The organism is Actinoplanes sp. DH11, from assembly GCF_020873875.1.
Classification (GTDB): domain Bacteria; phylum Actinomycetota; class Actinomycetes; order Mycobacteriales; family Micromonosporaceae; genus Actinoplanes.
This window is the reverse complement of the sequence record NZ_JAHWGU010000011.1, coordinates 143417-158130: the sequence shown is the minus strand read 5'-3', so window position 1 is coordinate 158130 and position 14714 is coordinate 143417. Positions and strand designations below refer to the sequence as shown.

Annotated in this window: 13 protein-coding genes; 5 read left to right on the top strand and 8 right to left on the bottom strand. The window is 71.7% G+C overall.

Going from position 1 to position 14714, the window contains the following annotated elements; translation table 11 throughout:
• Positions 1 to 10: 10 nt before the first annotated feature.
• From LPA41_RS18240 to LPA41_RS18225, 4 genes are all read right to left on the bottom strand, one after another.
• The gene (locus LPA41_RS18240) at positions 11 to 376 is read right to left on the bottom strand and encodes a hypothetical protein (protein ID WP_229071821.1); all 366 of its coding nucleotides are present in this window, start codon (positions 374 to 376) and stop codon (positions 11 to 13) included.
• A complete protein-coding gene (locus LPA41_RS18235) occupies positions 373 to 4263 on the bottom strand; it encodes an SseB family protein (RefSeq protein WP_374238174.1) in 3891 nt (1296 codons plus the stop codon). Before LPA41_RS18235 ends, LPA41_RS18240 begins: the two co-directional genes overlap by 4 nt.
• A gap of 317 nt (positions 4264 to 4580) precedes the next feature.
• A complete protein-coding gene (locus LPA41_RS18230) occupies positions 4581 to 4874 on the bottom strand; it encodes a WXG100 family type VII secretion target (protein ID WP_229071819.1) in 294 nt (97 codons plus the stop codon).
• Between the two features lie 58 nt (positions 4875 to 4932).
• Complete coding sequence (locus LPA41_RS18225; RefSeq protein ID WP_229071817.1) at positions 4933 to 5250, bottom strand: WXG100 family type VII secretion target; 318 nt, start codon at positions 5248 to 5250, stop codon at positions 4933 to 4935.
• A 292-nt stretch (positions 5251 to 5542) separates the two neighbouring features.
• Between LPA41_RS18225 and LPA41_RS18220 the strand changes: the two genes are divergently transcribed.
• The 4 genes from LPA41_RS18220 (at position 5543) to rarD (ending at position 8884) form a co-directional block, all read left to right on the top strand.
• Complete coding sequence (locus tag LPA41_RS18220) at positions 5543 to 5680, top strand: hypothetical protein (RefSeq protein ID WP_229071814.1); 138 nt, start codon at positions 5543 to 5545, stop codon at positions 5678 to 5680.
• A complete protein-coding gene (locus LPA41_RS18215) occupies positions 5668 to 7386 on the top strand; it encodes a type VII secretion protein EccE (RefSeq protein WP_229071813.1) in 1719 nt (572 codons plus the stop codon). The genes LPA41_RS18220 and LPA41_RS18215 overlap by 13 nt, the downstream gene beginning before the upstream one ends.
• Positions 7387 to 7440: 54 nt before the next feature.
• Positions 7441 to 7821, top strand: a complete 381-nt coding sequence (locus tag LPA41_RS18210) for a phage holin family protein (protein WP_229071811.1) — start codon at positions 7441 to 7443, stop codon at positions 7819 to 7821.
• A gap of 124 nt (positions 7822 to 7945) precedes the next feature.
• Positions 7946 to 8884, top strand: a complete 939-nt coding sequence (gene rarD / locus LPA41_RS18205) for an EamA family transporter RarD (RefSeq protein WP_229071809.1) — start codon at positions 7946 to 7948, stop codon at positions 8882 to 8884.
• A 6-nt stretch (positions 8885 to 8890) separates the two neighbouring features.
• Here the strand turns inward: rarD and LPA41_RS18200 are convergent, their stop codons facing one another.
• A complete protein-coding gene (locus tag LPA41_RS18200; protein WP_229071807.1) occupies positions 8891 to 9580 on the bottom strand; it encodes a zf-HC2 domain-containing protein in 690 nt (229 codons plus the stop codon).
• Positions 9581 to 9753: 173 nt separating this feature from the next.
• Complete coding sequence (locus LPA41_RS18195) at positions 9754 to 10548, bottom strand: IclR family transcriptional regulator (protein ID WP_014440419.1); 795 nt, start codon at positions 10546 to 10548, stop codon at positions 9754 to 9756.
• 165 nt (positions 10549 to 10713) lie between these two features.
• On the opposite strand from LPA41_RS18195, the gene LPA41_RS18190 reads away from it, so the two are divergent.
• Positions 10714 to 11886: an MFS transporter gene (locus LPA41_RS18190; RefSeq protein WP_229071917.1), complete on the top strand. Its 1173-nt coding sequence runs from the start codon at positions 10714 to 10716 to the stop codon at positions 11884 to 11886.
• Between the two features lie 144 nt (positions 11887 to 12030).
• Here LPA41_RS18190 and LPA41_RS18185 read toward each other — a convergent pair whose 3' ends face one another.
• Both LPA41_RS18185 and nuoN read right to left on the bottom strand, forming a co-directional pair.
• The gene (locus LPA41_RS18185; protein ID WP_374238178.1) at positions 12031 to 13044 is read right to left on the bottom strand and encodes a polyprenyl synthetase family protein; all 1014 of its coding nucleotides are present in this window, start codon (positions 13042 to 13044) and stop codon (positions 12031 to 12033) included.
• A gap of 134 nt (positions 13045 to 13178) precedes the next feature.
• Positions 13179 to 14711, bottom strand: coding sequence for an NADH-quinone oxidoreductase subunit NuoN (nuoN, locus tag LPA41_RS18180; protein ID WP_229071805.1), 1533 nt, complete (start codon positions 14709 to 14711; stop codon positions 13179 to 13181).
• Between the last annotated feature and the right edge of the window lie 3 nt (positions 14712 to 14714).

The following is a 14714-nucleotide window of genomic DNA, read 5'->3' as shown; positions in this document are numbered from 1 at the left end:
CGGCGTCGCGTCAGATCCGGTGCTCGTAACGGTCGCGCACCTCGTGGGCCGGCGCCCACCCCTGGTACACGCCGTAATCGAACTCCTCGAGCCCGAGCTGGCGGGCCACCGGGGCACGGCCACCCGTGTACTCCAGGCGCAGCCAGCTGTCCGCCTCCGCGAGCACCACGAACGGTTCGCCGCGCCAGGTGCACAACGTGCGGACGTACGTGATCTCGTCGTACTCGTCGGGTTCGAGGACCCGGACATACCGTCCCGGCTTGACCTCCTCGAAGCCCTCCTCCGGAGCAGTCGCGTAGATCCGCACCTTGTCCCGGTCGGGCGCCGCGTCGTACTCCCGGCCCTGCCAGGTCACCACGTAACCGTCACGCATCACTGCTCACCCACCCGGCGCCACAGCGGGGCGTCCGCGTCGAAGATCGCCAGCATCCGCTCGTTGCCGTCCGCATCGATCCGCCACAGCTGCGCGCCGTGCGGCAGCCGGACACTGTCCACCTTGAACTCGGCGATCACATCCCGGCCCTCACCGGGCGCGAACCCGTTGCCACGGAACGGCGGCCGCTCGATCACCCAGCCGTCCATCGCCCGCAGCGCCTGCTCGTTCTGCCCGCCGTAAGGGATCCGGTACAGGCTCGGGCGGTACGCCGGCCAGCGCAGCACGAACGCCTCCTTGGCGTCCGGCTGGAACGGCGACGAGTCGTAGTAGAGCCCGAGTGCGCCGAACAACTCCTCCGGGGTCCGCAGGTGCTCCACCTCGGACGCCCGGTGCACGAAACCCGCCACCCGGTCGTATCCCCGGTCCAGGTAGTAATCCACCTGCTCGGCCGAGATGGTCTTCTGCATGACCGTTGCGGACTGCGCCTCGTCGCTCGCGGGCTCCGGGGCCGGCACCGGTGCCGCCGTCTCCTCCGCGACCGGCCCGTCCACCGGGTCAGCGCCGAGACCCGCCTCGGTGGCCCAGTTCGCCAGCGCGATGATCTGCGCCCCCGGGTACTTCGCGCCGACCGGCGTGCCCGGGTTGACCGCGAACGACCAGGACGGGTCCGGCCAGTTGCGGATCAGCTCGTAGAACCGGACACCGACCGTGCGGGTCGGCTCACCGAAGTGCTCGGACAGCCGATCCTTGCTGGTGAAGACGATCAGGTAGCGCTCACCCTCGACGTCCTCCGGCAGGAACGCGAAGCCGGACTCACCCGGCGCACTGCCCGGCCGCGAATTACTGGCGACCGGCACCAGCACGTTGGCCAGCAGCAGCGTGGAAAGGAAGACGTCGGTGTTACCGGCGTCGGCCGCGTCCTGGAGGTGGCGTTCCACGTCGTTGGCCGGCACGAACTCGGGCTCGTCACCCCGCGGCGGCTGCCCCGACGGCCCGCGCGTCCCGGTCGCCGACCCGGCGACACCGAGACCCGACGCGGCCGGGTCGTTGCTGCCATAACTCGCCGCGGTGATCGGGATGACCTGGGTCGCGTGCGCGTTCGCGTAACCGGGCGCGGCATAGGCCGACGCCGGGCTGCCCTGCGGCGGCATGCCGGGCAGAGCCGGAGCCGGGGGCGCGTAGGCGGCGGGAACGACCGGCGCGGCGTAGGCGGCGGGCGGCGGGCTGACCGGAGCGGCGTACGCCGCCGGGAGGGCATGCTGAGTGCCCTGAGCGGCGTACGCGGCCGGCGGCGCATAGGCCTCCGGCGCCGTGTTTCGCTGCATGCCCGCGGCCTGCTGCAGGCCCGGCGTCTGCGGTGTGCCCGGGGCGGCCTGACCGCTCGGGGCCTGACCGCTCGGGGCCTGACCGCTCGGGGCCTGACCGCTCGGGGCCTGACCGCTCGGGGCCTGACCGCTCGGCTGGCCGTAGCCGGAGGCCTGGTCGCCCATCGCCGGTGCTCCCGGGATGACCGGGGGTGCGAGAGCGGGCACACCGGCCGCACCGGGACCGGAGTGCGGCTGGATCGACGGCGCCGGGCCGGACGGGCCGAACCGGTCCCCGGCCGGCTGGGCCGGATCGGTCATGGGCTGACGGCTGGCACCCAGTGCCTGCGCGGCGGCCGCCATCGAGGCCGGCCGCTCCGAGGGCGGGGTGACCTGGCGACGGGGCAGCGGACTGCCGGGGGCGTCGGTGCTGGATCCCTGCGGGGAAGCCGGGGCAGCGCCACGCGACGAGGTCGGGGTGGCGCCCGGCGCGGCGGCCTGCGCGGAGGCCGGGAGGGCGCCCTGCGCGGAGGCCGGCATGGCGCCCTGCGCGGAGGCCGGGGTGGCGCCCTGCGCGGCGGCGGCCTGCGGGGAGGCCGGACCTTGCGGGAAGGCTGGCGCCGGCGGTGCCGAAGCGGACGCGGCGGCTGCCGACGCTCCCGCCCCGGGTGTGAAGCCCGGGAAGCTGGACATCGCGCCCGGCTGGGATCCGGAAGCGCCGAAGCCGGACATGCTGGAGAGCGATCCGGTGCCGGTGGACTGCCCGGGCTGGCGGCGCGGAAGCGCGGCGCCCGCACCGGAACCGGGCGCGCCCTGCGAACCGAAAGGCACACCCGAAGCCGGCGCGGCTGAAGCCGGCACACCGGAAGCCGGCGGGCCCAGCGGCACGCCGGGAGTCTGCGCGGCCGAAGCGGGTGCGGCCGCGGACGGCGAGCCGAACGGCACGCCGGATGCGGGCGTGGCCGAGACCGGCGCGTTCGGGGCGGGGGTGCCCGGAGCCGGAGCGCCGGAGACCGGGGTTCCACGCCCTGCGGACCAGGTGGGCACCGGGGTCTCGGCCGGATCGTAGGGGGCCACGTGCTCGGGCACCGGCGGCGTGTTGGCCATCGGTGTGCGGACCGGCAGCGGGGCCCTCAGATCCTGCAACGGGCCCCGTGGGTCCTCGTCCGGATTGAACGGAAGGGATTCCTTCTCCCAACCGGGGGTGGCCAGCCCAGCACCGGGGGTGGGCCCGCCGATGACCGGGGCGACCGGCCGCGCCGGCGGAAGCGCTGCGGGAGCCTGGTAGGCAGCGGACGACTGAGCCGCAGCCGGCGACTGCTGAGCGGCGGGCGCCTGGTAGGCGGCGGGCTGCTGGTAGGCGGCGGGCTGCTGATAGGCGGCGGGCTGCTGGTAAGCCGAAGGCGACGAAGCGGACCCCGGCTGGTAGGCAGCGGGCGGCGCCGGAGCCTGATAGGCGGCCGGAGGCGACTGGTAGGCCGCGGGCGGCTGATAGGCGGCAGGCCCCGTGCCCGGCCCGGCGGCACCAGGTGCCTGATAGGCGGCCGGCACCGCACCCGGCGGCTGATTGGTAGCGGGCGCCGAGACACCCGGCGGCTGATAGGCGGCAGGTGCGGAAGCACCCGGCGGCTGGTAGGCGGCGGGTGCCGGAGCGGCAGGCGGCTGGTAGGCGGGGGGCGCCGGAGCGGCAGGCGGCTGGTAGGCGGCGGGTGCTGAAGAGCCTGGCGGGGTGTAGCCGGCAGGCGCTCCACCCGGCGCCGCCGTGCCGGGCGTCCGGATGGGCAGCCCAGCGGGCCCGATCGGAGGCTGAGTGGCCGGCCCGGGCGCCCCGACCGGCGGGATCGGCGCGACAGCCGGAGCGACCGGCGGCGACGTCATCGAGCCAGGAACGGCGGGTGAACCGGGCGTGGCGAAGGCCCCGGAAGCGGCCGACGAGCCGGGAGCAGCCGGGGCCAGCGGGCCCGACGAGCCAGAACCGGACGGGACAGGCGGCCCGGACGGGCCAGGAGCGGCCGAGCCGGGCGCGGCTGAGCCGGGCGCGGCGGCGGGACGGGACGGCAGGCCGGCGGAGGTCTGGTCGTAGGTCGGCCCGCCTGCGGACTCCGGGCCGCGGCCGGCGGCCAGCGCGGCGGCGCCGATTTCCTGGATTTTGGAAGGGCTGTGGTTGTCGCGGCCGGGGCCGCGGGTCGGCAGCCGCAGGTCACCGCGGGCGAGCTGGGCGACGAACCAGGCCGGGAGGTAGCCCTCGATCGGCAGGCCGGGGTTGACGGCCAGCCACCACTCGAGGTTAGGCCAGGTGTTGGCGAGCTCCGCGTACGGCACGCGGCGGGCGGAGCCGGAATAGTCAGCGAGGCACGACTTCAGCGCCTCCTGCGAGGTGAAGGCCAGCACGTGCGTGCGGCCGCCGGTGCTCCAGGTGCCCCAGCCCAGTGGTGCGAGACCGGCGAGTGCGTCGGCCGAGACTGGTAACAGAAGGTCGACACCGGCGAGAATGCGGAAGTAGGACTCCTGATCGTCCGTGCGCAACGCATCGCGCATCGCGACCTCGGCGTCCGTAGCCGGTTCCCACTCGGACACGTCCACCTCTCCCCACTCTGCGAAGCCCCACTCGGCGAAGCCTCGGGCTACGAAGTCATATGCTGCGAATGCCAACGCCGCGGAACCGCGCGCTGCGAACGACCCAACTCAACGCGTATAACCTACAAGGTCAGACCGCAATCACAATGGGCGGCGGCATGCTGACTGTCGAGTCTTGTCCGCAGCGCTCCCGGCACGAGATCCGCAAGACCTCACCAGCCGCTTTCCGTCGCTGCGCGCGATCATCCAACCACTGATGGTAGACCTGTGCGGTGCCACCGCCAGTACGCGATCGGGCGACCTCGCGGCACCGAACAGATCGATCATTGGAACCGCTGGGTGGCCGCCCGCTCGGTGTCGGCATAGTCGGCCACCGACTCGTCCAGGGCGATCTTGATCTGTCGCAGGATTCCCTGCAGGTCCTCGGAAGCGGTACGCCAGGTGGCCTGCCGGGCCGCATAGGCCTCGCGAGCCGTTCCCGACCAGGTCGCCACGAGCGGACCGGCGTCGCGTTCCAGCTGGTCGAGCTGGGTGCGCAGGGCGATCAAGGCGCGATCGATGTCGGCGCCGGCCTGCCGCAGCGCCCCGAAGTTGACGCGAAGAAGTCCGTCATTCACCGGAATATCCCTTTCATCGAGGACAGCCACACCCGGTTCGCGCCGAGGGCAACCACGATCAGAGCGGCAGGATCATCGAGCCGCCGGTGCGCGCGATCCGCCCTGCCGCCCCGGCGTCGACCGCCTGATAGCCGACGCCGGACGCCCGGATTGACTCGGCGGTCTCCGCTAGCGCCACGCCCAACCGGCGCAGATCCGCCGCGTACTCCGTCTTGACCTGCTCGAAGGCCTCCGCCCCGAGCCCACGCCAGGCGCCGTTCAACACCGACAGTTCGGACATCAAGCCGGTAAGCGTTCTCTGCAACCCGTCGTTGACCTGTTCGAATCTCGCGGCGGCACTCGCCATCACCGCGGCATCGGCCTGCGTTTCCGACATTTCTGGATGCCACCCCCACCCGGTCGCCATTTCGTCCGCTGTGGACCGTCGCGCGGACCCTCCGAACTCTCGCATGACATTGACGCTGATCACTAGACATGCGATTGCGATCCGACGCTAGTCGAGACCCGTATCCGGCGGCCGCACCGTTTCGCGGCCTGTGGACAACTCGGCGGATCGTGCGTATCCGGCTGTGGACAACTCCGTCGGCGCCCGCCGGCAGCCCTACGATGAGGGCCGGACACCAGCGGGGGAGGTGCCGGCGATCTGACCACGACGCATCTTGTCCGACATGGACGACTTCTCCGCGTACGCCTCAATCAGCTGCTCGCCACCCAAGCCGCCGCCGCCCTCCTTCTTCTCGGTGCCGCAGGCGGCGATCTCGCATCGGCGGCAGCCGCGGCAGGCGCCGCCGGCGTGCTCGCACTGACCTGGGTGCGGGTCCGCGACCGCTGGGCTTTCCAATGGTTCGGTGTCCGGGTGCGATTCGTTGCGCGCCGCCGCACCACCCGGCTCGGCGCCCCCTTCGCACTGCTCGCCTCTGCGGCTCCCCGCACTCGGCTGACCTCGGCGAACATCTACGGTGAGCCGGTTGCCGTGCTTGTCGGGGACAGGGGTTCGACGGTGCTCCTCGAGCTGGGCCGGACACCCGCGCTCGAGACTCTGCTGACCGGGAACGATCCGAGCATCCACCTCCAGCTGATCCTGACCGGGATGCCTGCGCCAGGCCTTCGCACCGACCCCGCGGCGACCTCCTACCGAGCCCTGAACCCCGAGGATTCACTGGCGCAGTTCCGTGCGGTGCTGGCGATCCGGGTTCCGCACGACAGCGCCGAACCGCTGCCGTCGGCGGTGCGAAAAATGGTGCGCAAGCTGCGCGATCCGGATGCCAGGCTGTTGGACGAGGCATCGGCGGTACGGGCTACGAGCGACCTGGCACACGCAGGAGGGCATCCGACGCTCAGCGAGCAATGGCATGGCATCACCGTGGGCGGACAGCAGCAGGCGACGTTCCGCTGCGACCCGGGACCCGGCACCGGCATCACCGCCCACCTGCTGTCCCGCCTCCTGCACACGCCCGCCACCGCGTCGACCGTGGCGCTCACCCCGGAAGCCGGCACGTTCACGCTCCTGACCCGGCTCGCGGCGCCCGACGAAGCGGCCCTGGACCAAGCGGCACAGGCACTGCACCAGATCCTCGCGTCCGAGCGGATGACCGCCCACCGCCTGGACGGCGCCCACCTGCCGGCCCTGACCGCCACCCTCCCCCTGGCCGTCCATCCCGCCACCCTGAACCTGACAACGCACCCCGGCCCGCCCGCAGGCACCTCCCATCCCGGCGGCCCCTCCCCCGCCCTGCGCCCCCATGACCCGTCGCCGGCTGATCGCCACCGGCCGCCGCCCCACCCTCGGCCCGGCGACACGTCGTCCCGCCTCGGCGACCCGGCCCTGCCAGCGTTGGATCACGGTGTCCTGCTGGGCCGCAACCGCCACGACCGCCCGGTGCTGGCCCGCCTGTTCCGCCCGCGGCACACCACCGCGGTCCTGGTCGCCGGCCCCCGTTGCACCCAATTGATCGCCTTCCGGGCTCTCGGCGCCGGCGCCCGTGTCGTGGTCCGCACGAACCACCCGGCCACGTGGGCCCCGCTGCGGCACGCTCTCGGCGGCGACGACCTGTTCCTCCAGCCCGGCACCGCCCGCAGCGTCCCGGGCGGATCCCCGCTGCGCCCGACCCTGCTGATCGACGAGACAACTGCCCACCCCGATCCGCGAGCTCTCCCGGCCCCGCCGTCCCGGCCACCCGCGTCGGACTCCCCGGCGCCGCCCGCAGACCTGCCGTGGGTCACCACCATGACCGTTCTCGACCGGGCGGACGCGGACACCGCCGCCTCCGCCGACCTTCTTCTCCTGCAACCGCTCACCGAGGCGGAGGCCGCCGTCGTCGGTTCCGCGGTCGCCCTCGGCAGCGCCGCCGACCTGCTGCCCCGGATGCCACCCGGCATGATCGCGGTGATCAGCGACGAGTCGGTCCGATGGGCCGCGCTGTCGCCCACGTCGGTCGAGAAAGTCCTGATCGGCCACCCCGCGCAGCGCAATATCGGTGGTAAGTCGCCATTGCGAGGATCACCGGACTGAAGATCGCGGGGTGTCGCACCCAACGGGTGCGCGCGCGTGGCACCATCGCGTGCCATGGGCATCCTCATCCGGCTTCTGATCACGGCCGTCTCACTGTGGATCGCGACCCTGGTGATCGACGGAATCGACCTCACCTCGGATTCGGCGGGCGGCAAGGCCGGCACGCTTGTCGCGGTCGCAGTGATCTTCGGTGTGGTCAACGCGATCCTGCGGCCGATCATCAAGGTTCTCGGCTGCGGGCTGTACGTTCTCACGCTCGGCCTGATCGCGCTCGTCGTGAACGGCCTGCTCTTCATGCTCACCAGCTGGATCGCCGGCGAGCTGGGTCTCGGCTTCCACGTCGACAGCTTCTGGCCGGCCGCCCTCCTCGGCGCACTCCTGGTCGGCGTCGTGAGCTGGGTACTCAACATGCTGGTCCCGGACGGCGACGACTGACCCGGCCGGCGGGGCCACCGGCGACGGTGTCCCCGCCGAAGCAGGCCAGCCACCACGAATTGGCCTCGTGACCTGGCCCATATCAGCAAGGACCGATTCCGGTCGGAGCCCTTACCGTGGGGGCATGAGCGACGAGCGGCGCGGATACCTGTACGGCCTGACGGCGTACACGCTCTGGGGTTTCTTCCCCATCTACTTCAAATTGCTGCAGCCATCACCGGCGCTGGAGATCCTCGGGCACCGGATCCTCTGGTCGGTCGTCTTCGTGGCGCTGCTGCTCACCGTGATGCGCAACTGGGCCTTCCTGGGCCGGATCCTGCGCACCCCGCGTCTGCTCGCCGGGGTCTCCCTGGCCGCGCTGCTGATCGGTGTCAACTGGGGCACCTACATCTGGGCGGTCAACTCGTCCCGGGTGGTGGAGACCGCGCTCGGCTACTTCATCACGCCCCTTGTCGTGGTCCTGCTCGGCGTCACCGTGCTGCACGAGCGGCTGCGGAGCTGGCAGTGGGCGGCCGTCGGCATCGGCGCACTCGCGGTCGCGATCCTCACCATCGATTACGGACACCTGCCGTACGTCGCGCTCACCCTGGCCGCCTCGTTCGGCTCCTACGGCTTGATCAAGAAGCGGATGTCGCTGCCGCCGGCCGAGGGCCTGTTCGTCGAGTCGGGCGTCCTGGCACTGCCCGCCCTCGCGTACCTGACCTGGCTGAACATCGACGGCGGCGCCCAGTTCGGGCACGTGTCGGCGACGCACACCGTACTGCTGCTGGTCTCCGGGGTGTTCACCGCTGTCCCGCTGCTGCTCTTCGCCGGCGCGGCCAACCGGGTGCCGCTCGTCGGCCTCGGCATCCTCCAGTACGTCGCGCCGATCCTCCAGCTGGCCTGCGGTGTGCTGCTCTACCACGAGCCGATGCCGCCGGCCCGGATCGCCGGTTTCGGCCTGGTCTGGGTGGCGCTGATGATTTTCACGGTGGACGGCATCCGGAACGCCCGGATGCAGGCCCGGAACCGGGCGGCAGCCGAGGCGGCGGCCGCCACCGCGACCGCCCTGCCCGCACGCTGAGGTCGCTCAGTCGAAGCCGGGCGGCTTGTAGGACAGCACGGCCTTGCCGTCGAACCGCACGATCTCCAGCCGCGACAGGCTGCCCTCGCCGAAGTGGGTGGCACCGGGCATCCGGAACTCCGTGCCGGGTTGCGCCAGCCAGGAGCCGAGTTGTTCCTTCTGCTCGTCCGGCCCGTACGCGATGAGCCGGAACGTGTAGGCCCGGTCCGCCGTCTCGCTGTACGAGCAGAGCATCTCCACCTTGGTGCCACCGGCGGTGTTCGTGAGCCGGACGGTCGCGGTGATCGCGGAGACGTCGTCGACAGGTGTCATCGCCACGGCCGGGCCCGACGGCGGCCCGGCGGGCGCCTGCTGGTCGTTGCTCCACGCCACGACGCCGCCGCCGATCAGCAGGATGAGCACCGCGGCGGCGGCCGTGCTGGCGAGCCGGATCGGCAGGGAGCGGACGCGTTTACGGTTCCGGGTCGGAGCCTGCGGCGTCCGGGGCGGGTACGACGTGGACAGGGTGGGGTCGAGCAGGCGGGCGAACTCGTCGGCGTCGAGGCGGTCCAGCATGTCCGGGACCCGGGCCAGATCGGCGACGGCCTCCCGGCAGAAGGAGCAACTGGCCAGGTGATTCTCGTACGCCGCCCGCTCACCCGGCGACAGCGCGCCGAGGACGTAGGCGGCGTCGTCGTGCCCGTCCTCGCACCGCATGACTACCGCCTCCCGCCGGCTCGCCCGTCCCGATGTCTGGTACGCGGCATGCGGCGCTAGGGTTCAACGGCTCCTTAGCGCCCCCGGTCAGGCCGTGGCGGTTCGATCGCGCAGAGCCACGGGTCGCGGCGTTCGAGCGGGCCCTGTCAAAGATCGTTTCCGGGCGATCGCTTTCAGGCGGTCGCGGATTCGCCGCCGGACAGCGCCTCGGCCACGTTCCGCGCCGCCGCGGTGAGTTTCGCCCGCACCACGCGGGCCGAGGTCAGCATCTCCGCCGCCGGCATGGAGCAGGCCAGAACGAGGCGGCGTTCCATGTCGCGGTCGGCGACGACGACCACGGCCGCCGAGGCCAGCCCCTGCCGGAACTGTCCCATTTCGATCTGCATGCCGCGCCGCTCCCCGGCGGCCAGGTCGGCCTCGAGGGCCTCCGGCGTGGTCAGGGTCGCCGGCGTGAACCCGCGCATCCCGTAGTCGCGCAGATAGCGCGACCGCTGGTCCGGCGTAAGGGTGGCGAGCAGCGCCTTGCCGAGCGCGGTGGCGTGGCCGCCCTCGTCGAATCCGGGGGCGACGTCGTCCAGGAACGGCGACCGGGCGCCCTCCGCCGACGCGGTCACCGCGATCCGGCCGCCGACGAACCGGCCCAGGTAATGGCTGTACCCGGTGTCCAGCGCGGCCCGGCGCAGCGCCTCACCGACGGCGGGTGGGCCACGGAACGCCGAGACCAGCTCACGGTACCGATCGGCGATCTCCAGCCCGACGATGTACGTGCCGTCCTCGCGGCGGATCACGTACCCCTCGTAGGCGAGCGTCCGCACCAGGTGATAGGTCGTCGCGACGGTCAGCTCGCACCGCCGGGCGATCTGCTTCACGGTGAGTCCACGCGGAGCACGACCGACCGATTCCAGCACGCGCAGGGCACGCGACACGCTCCGGATGAGATCTGACGGCTCCGCTAGGGGGTCACGCACAGCTACCTCCGAGGCCAGGGACTTACACCATATGAAGAAACGTTCGTCGACGGAATGCCAAAAGCATGTGGATCACGATCGATTTACACAGCGGGTGTGATCAATAGGACTGTCCGCAGCCGAACGTGCCATGTCTGACTTAGCCTGAGTCGAGTGCACAAGCCGATGATCGATTCGAGCGGAACCGGTTCCACCAGCTCCAACGCGGGGTGGGCGACGGTCGGCGCACTTACCACGACGATCGCTGTTTCGATACCGGTCTTCCTGGTCGGAGGTCTCGCCGTTCAGGTCGGCGAAGAGCTCGATTTCTCCCCCGCCGGCCTCGGTCTCGCGGTTTCCGCCTACTTCGGAGCGAGCGCGCTCGCCTCGATCCCGGCCGGCGCCCTCGTCGAACGTTACGGAGCGACCCGGATCGCCCGCGCCGGCATCGCCCTCGCGGCCGTCTCCCTGCTCGCCGTCGCCGGCCTCGCCCGATCACTGTGGACGCTCGTCGCGATCCTCGCCCTCGGCGCCGGGGCCAACGCGCTCGGCCAGCTCGCCAGCAACACCAGCCTGTCCCGGCACGTGCCGACCCACCGGCAGGGCCTGACATTCGGCATCAAACAGGCAGCCATCCCGGTCAGCACCCTCCTCGCCGGAGCAGCCGTACCGGTAGTCGCCCTCACCGTCGGCTGGCGCTGGGCCTTCGTCATCGCCGCCGTGGCCGCGAGCGCCACCATCCCGCTGGTGCCCCGGGAAACCCGGCGGAAACGGACGGCCACGGAGTCCGGTCAGGCCACCACCGCACTGATCGTCATCGGTCTCGCGGCAATGCTTGCCGCCGGATCCGCGAACGCGCTCGGCACCTTCGTCGTCTCCTCCGCCGTCGACCGGGGCATCGAACCGGGATCGGCCGGTCTGGCGCTCACCCTCGGCGGCGCGATCTGTGCGCTGGCCCGGGTCCTCGGTGGCTGGCAGGCCGACCACCACCCGGAACGGCAGGTCGGGGTCATCGCGGCCCTGCTCGCCACGGGGGCGGCCGGTCTGGCGCTGCTCGCGGTCCCGGGGCCGGTGGCCTTGGTCGCCGGAATCGCGACAGGCTTCGGTTTCGGCTGGGCCTGGCCGGGCCTGATGACCTTCGCCGTGGTGCGGCTGCACCCGCAGGCTCCGGCGGCGGCCACGTCGATCACGCAGACCGGGGTGTACGCCGGCGGCTGCGTGGGACCTCTTGGCCTCGGCGCGGTCGCCGACCTGGCCGGCTATCCGGCCATGTGGATGTCCGGCGCCGCCGCGATGGTGTCGGCCGCCGTCCTGATGCTCTTCGGAAGCCGCCTGCTACGCCGCCACGCACGCGCGTAGGCCCGATCTCGCCGCCACGCAACCGGCTCAGCCCGGGCATCGCGGGGATGGCAGCTGTGGCGTTACGGCCGGTGCGGACGTGACAACTTTGTGTTGACTATGTCACGGGGTGACACAGCGACGCCGAGGGGGCCGGGGCGGGCCCTACCCCGTACGGTCGGCGATGAAGTCGCAGAGCGCCTCCATCGTGCGCCGCGCCTCGCCGGTGGGCAGCGGGGCCAGCTGGGCCCGCGCCTCCTCGGCGTAGGAGCGCACCGTCTCGCGGGCCTGTTTCATCGCGGCCGACTCGCGGAGCAGCGTCAACGCCTCGGCGTGCCGGGCGTCGTCGATGATCGGGCCGTCCGAGAGGAGTTCGCGCAGGCGGACCGCGGAGGCGTCGGTGTCGTCACCGGCGAGCGCGTAGAGGACCGGCAGTGTTGGGACGCCCTCGCGCAGGTCGGTGCCGGGGGTCTTGCCGGACTGGACCGACTCGGAGGCGATGTCGAGCAGGTCGTCGGAGAGCTGGAAGGCGATGCCGATGGTCTCGCCGTAACCGGCCAGGGCCTCCACGTAGGTGCTCGGCGCACCGGAGAACAGGCCGCCGAAGCGGGCCGCGGTGGCGATCAGCGAGGCGGTCTTCTCGGTGATGACGTGCAGGTAGTGCTCGATGGGGTCGCTGCCGCGCGGGCCGACCGTCTCGGCGATCTGGCCGTGCACGAGGCGGGCGAAGGTCTGTGCCTGCAGGTGGACGGCTTCGGTGCCGAGCGCGGCGGCCAGGTCGGCAGCCTGGGCGAACAGGTAGTCGCCGACCAGGATCGCCACCGAGTTGCCCCAGCGCGCGTTGGCGCTGGGGGCGCCGCGGCGCACGGTGGCCTCGTCCATGACGTCGTCGTGGTAGAGCGTCGCCAGATGGGTCAGCTCGACCACGTTCGCCGCGTCCACGATCTGCGGTGCGGACGGGTCGCCGAACTGCGCACCGAGCGCGACGAGCAGCGGCCGGAACCGTTTGCCCCCGGCGTCGGCGAGATGGCGCGCGGCCTCGGCCACCAGCGGGTCGGCGCTGGCGACATGGCCGCGCAGCGCTTCCTCCACGGCGGCCAGCGTCGCCGACACCGACGCGTCCAATGCGGGATCGACGTCGAGGCCCAGCGACGACAGCGTCAGATCACCGGTGCTCACCACGCATCTCACGATGCCATACCCCTCCGTCGGTTTCTGTCCCAGGGTGGCGCACGACAAGATCAAAAACTTGACAGCAGATGTACGGCGGGTCCCGGTCGTGCAACCGGGACCCGTCGACTGTTCTGAATCGGTCAGCGGACGAACTGTCCCGCATCCTGAGTCAGGTCCAGCAGCGGTGCCGGGATCACGCCCAGGGCCACCGTGGCGATCACACCGAGGCCGAGGGCCGTGGCGGTGAGGAAGCCCGGGATGGAGACCGAGGGAGTGGACTCACCGGGCTCGGAGAGCCACATCAGCACGACCATCCGCAGGTACGGGAAGGCGATGAGCATGCTGGAGATGACACCGAAGATCACCAGCCAGGTCTGGCCACCCTCGATCGCCGCGCCGAAGACCGCGAACTTGCTCATGAAACCGCTGGTCAGCGGGATGCCGGCGAAGGCGAGCAGAACCAGCGTGAACGTGCCGGCCAGCAACGGGCTCTTCCGGCCGATGCCGGCCCAGCGCGACAGGTGGGTGGCCTCGCCCTCGGCGTCGCGCACCAGGCTCAGGATGGCGAACGCCGCCAGCACCGAGAAGCCGTACGCCACCAGATAGAACAGTGTGCTGCTCAGGCCCTCCTCGTTCATCGCGAGGACGCCGACCATGAGGTAGCCGGCGTTCGCGATCGACGAGTAGGCCAGCAGGCGCTTCAGGTCGGTCTGGGTGACCGCCAGGACGGCGCCGACGAACATCGTCAGCACCGCGACGACACCGAGGACCGGTTGGAAGTCCCACTGCACCCCGGCGAAGGCGACGTACAGGATGCGCAGCAGCGCGCCGAACGCGGCAACCTTGGTGCAGGCCGCCATGAACGCGGTGACAGGTGTCGGCGCGCCCTGGTAGACATCCGGAGTCCAGACGTGGAACGGCGCCAGCGCGGCCTTGAAGAGCAGGCCGATGGCGATCAGGCCGAAGCCGGCGTACAGCAGCACCTGGCTGTTCTGCGGGTTGGCCACCGCGTCCCGCACCACCTCGAGCCGGATCCCGCCGGCGAAGCCGTAGATGAAGGCCACGCCGAACAGGAAGAAGGCGGAGGCGTACGAACCGAGCAGGAAGTACTTGAGCGCTGCCTCCTGGCTCAGCAGACGCCGGCGGCGGGCCAGCGCGCAGAGCAGGTAAAGCGGCAGCGAGAATACCTCCAGGGCCACGAACATGGTGAGCAGGTCGTTCGCCGAGACGAAGAGCATCATGCCGCCGAGGGCGAACAGGGTGAGCGGGTAGACCTCGGTTGCACCCGGCTCGCCGCCGGCCTGCCGCATGTCCTTCTCCGAGCCGACGGTGATCGCGGCCTGCGAGACGAACGCGCCGCCCTGCTCGATCGAACGCTCACCGATCAGCAGCAGCGAGACCGCGCCGAGCACCAGGATGGCGCCCTGCAGGAACAGCGCCGGGCCGTCGATCGCGACCGCACCACCGATCGTGGTGATCCGGGTGTCCCGCTGGAGCACCACGGCGGTGAGCGCCGCCACGACGGCGAGCAGGGAGAGCGTCAGCTGGACCGGGTGGCGCGCCCGGCGCGGGGCGATCACCTCGACCAGCACACCGAGGCAGGCGGCTCCGAACAGGATCAACATGGGCGCCAGTGCGCCGTAGTCGATCGGGGGCAGTTGCAGTTCTCCCATGGC

Coding starts and splice junctions, on each gene's coding strand:
- LPA41_RS18225 (WP_229071817.1), bottom strand. CDS start 5,250: ATGTCGGAAACGCAGGCCGATGCCGCGGTGATGGCGAGTGCCGCCGCG.
- LPA41_RS18220 (WP_229071814.1), top strand. CDS start 5,543: ATGGACGACTTCTCCGCGTACGCCTCAATCAGCTGCTCGCCACCCAAG.
- LPA41_RS18210 (WP_229071811.1), top strand. CDS start 7,441: ATGGGCATCCTCATCCGGCTTCTGATCACGGCCGTCTCACTGTGGATC.
- rarD (WP_229071809.1), top strand. CDS start 7,946: ATGAGCGACGAGCGGCGCGGATACCTGTACGGCCTGACGGCGTACACG.
- LPA41_RS18200 (WP_229071807.1), bottom strand. CDS start 9,580: ATGCGGTGCGAGGACGGGCACGACGACGCCGCCTACGTCCTCGGCGCG.
- LPA41_RS18190 (WP_229071917.1), top strand. CDS start 10,714: ATGATCGATTCGAGCGGAACCGGTTCCACCAGCTCCAACGCGGGGTGG.
- nuoN (WP_229071805.1), bottom strand. CDS start 14,711: ATGGGAGAACTGCAACTGCCCCCGATCGACTACGGCGCACTGGCGCCC.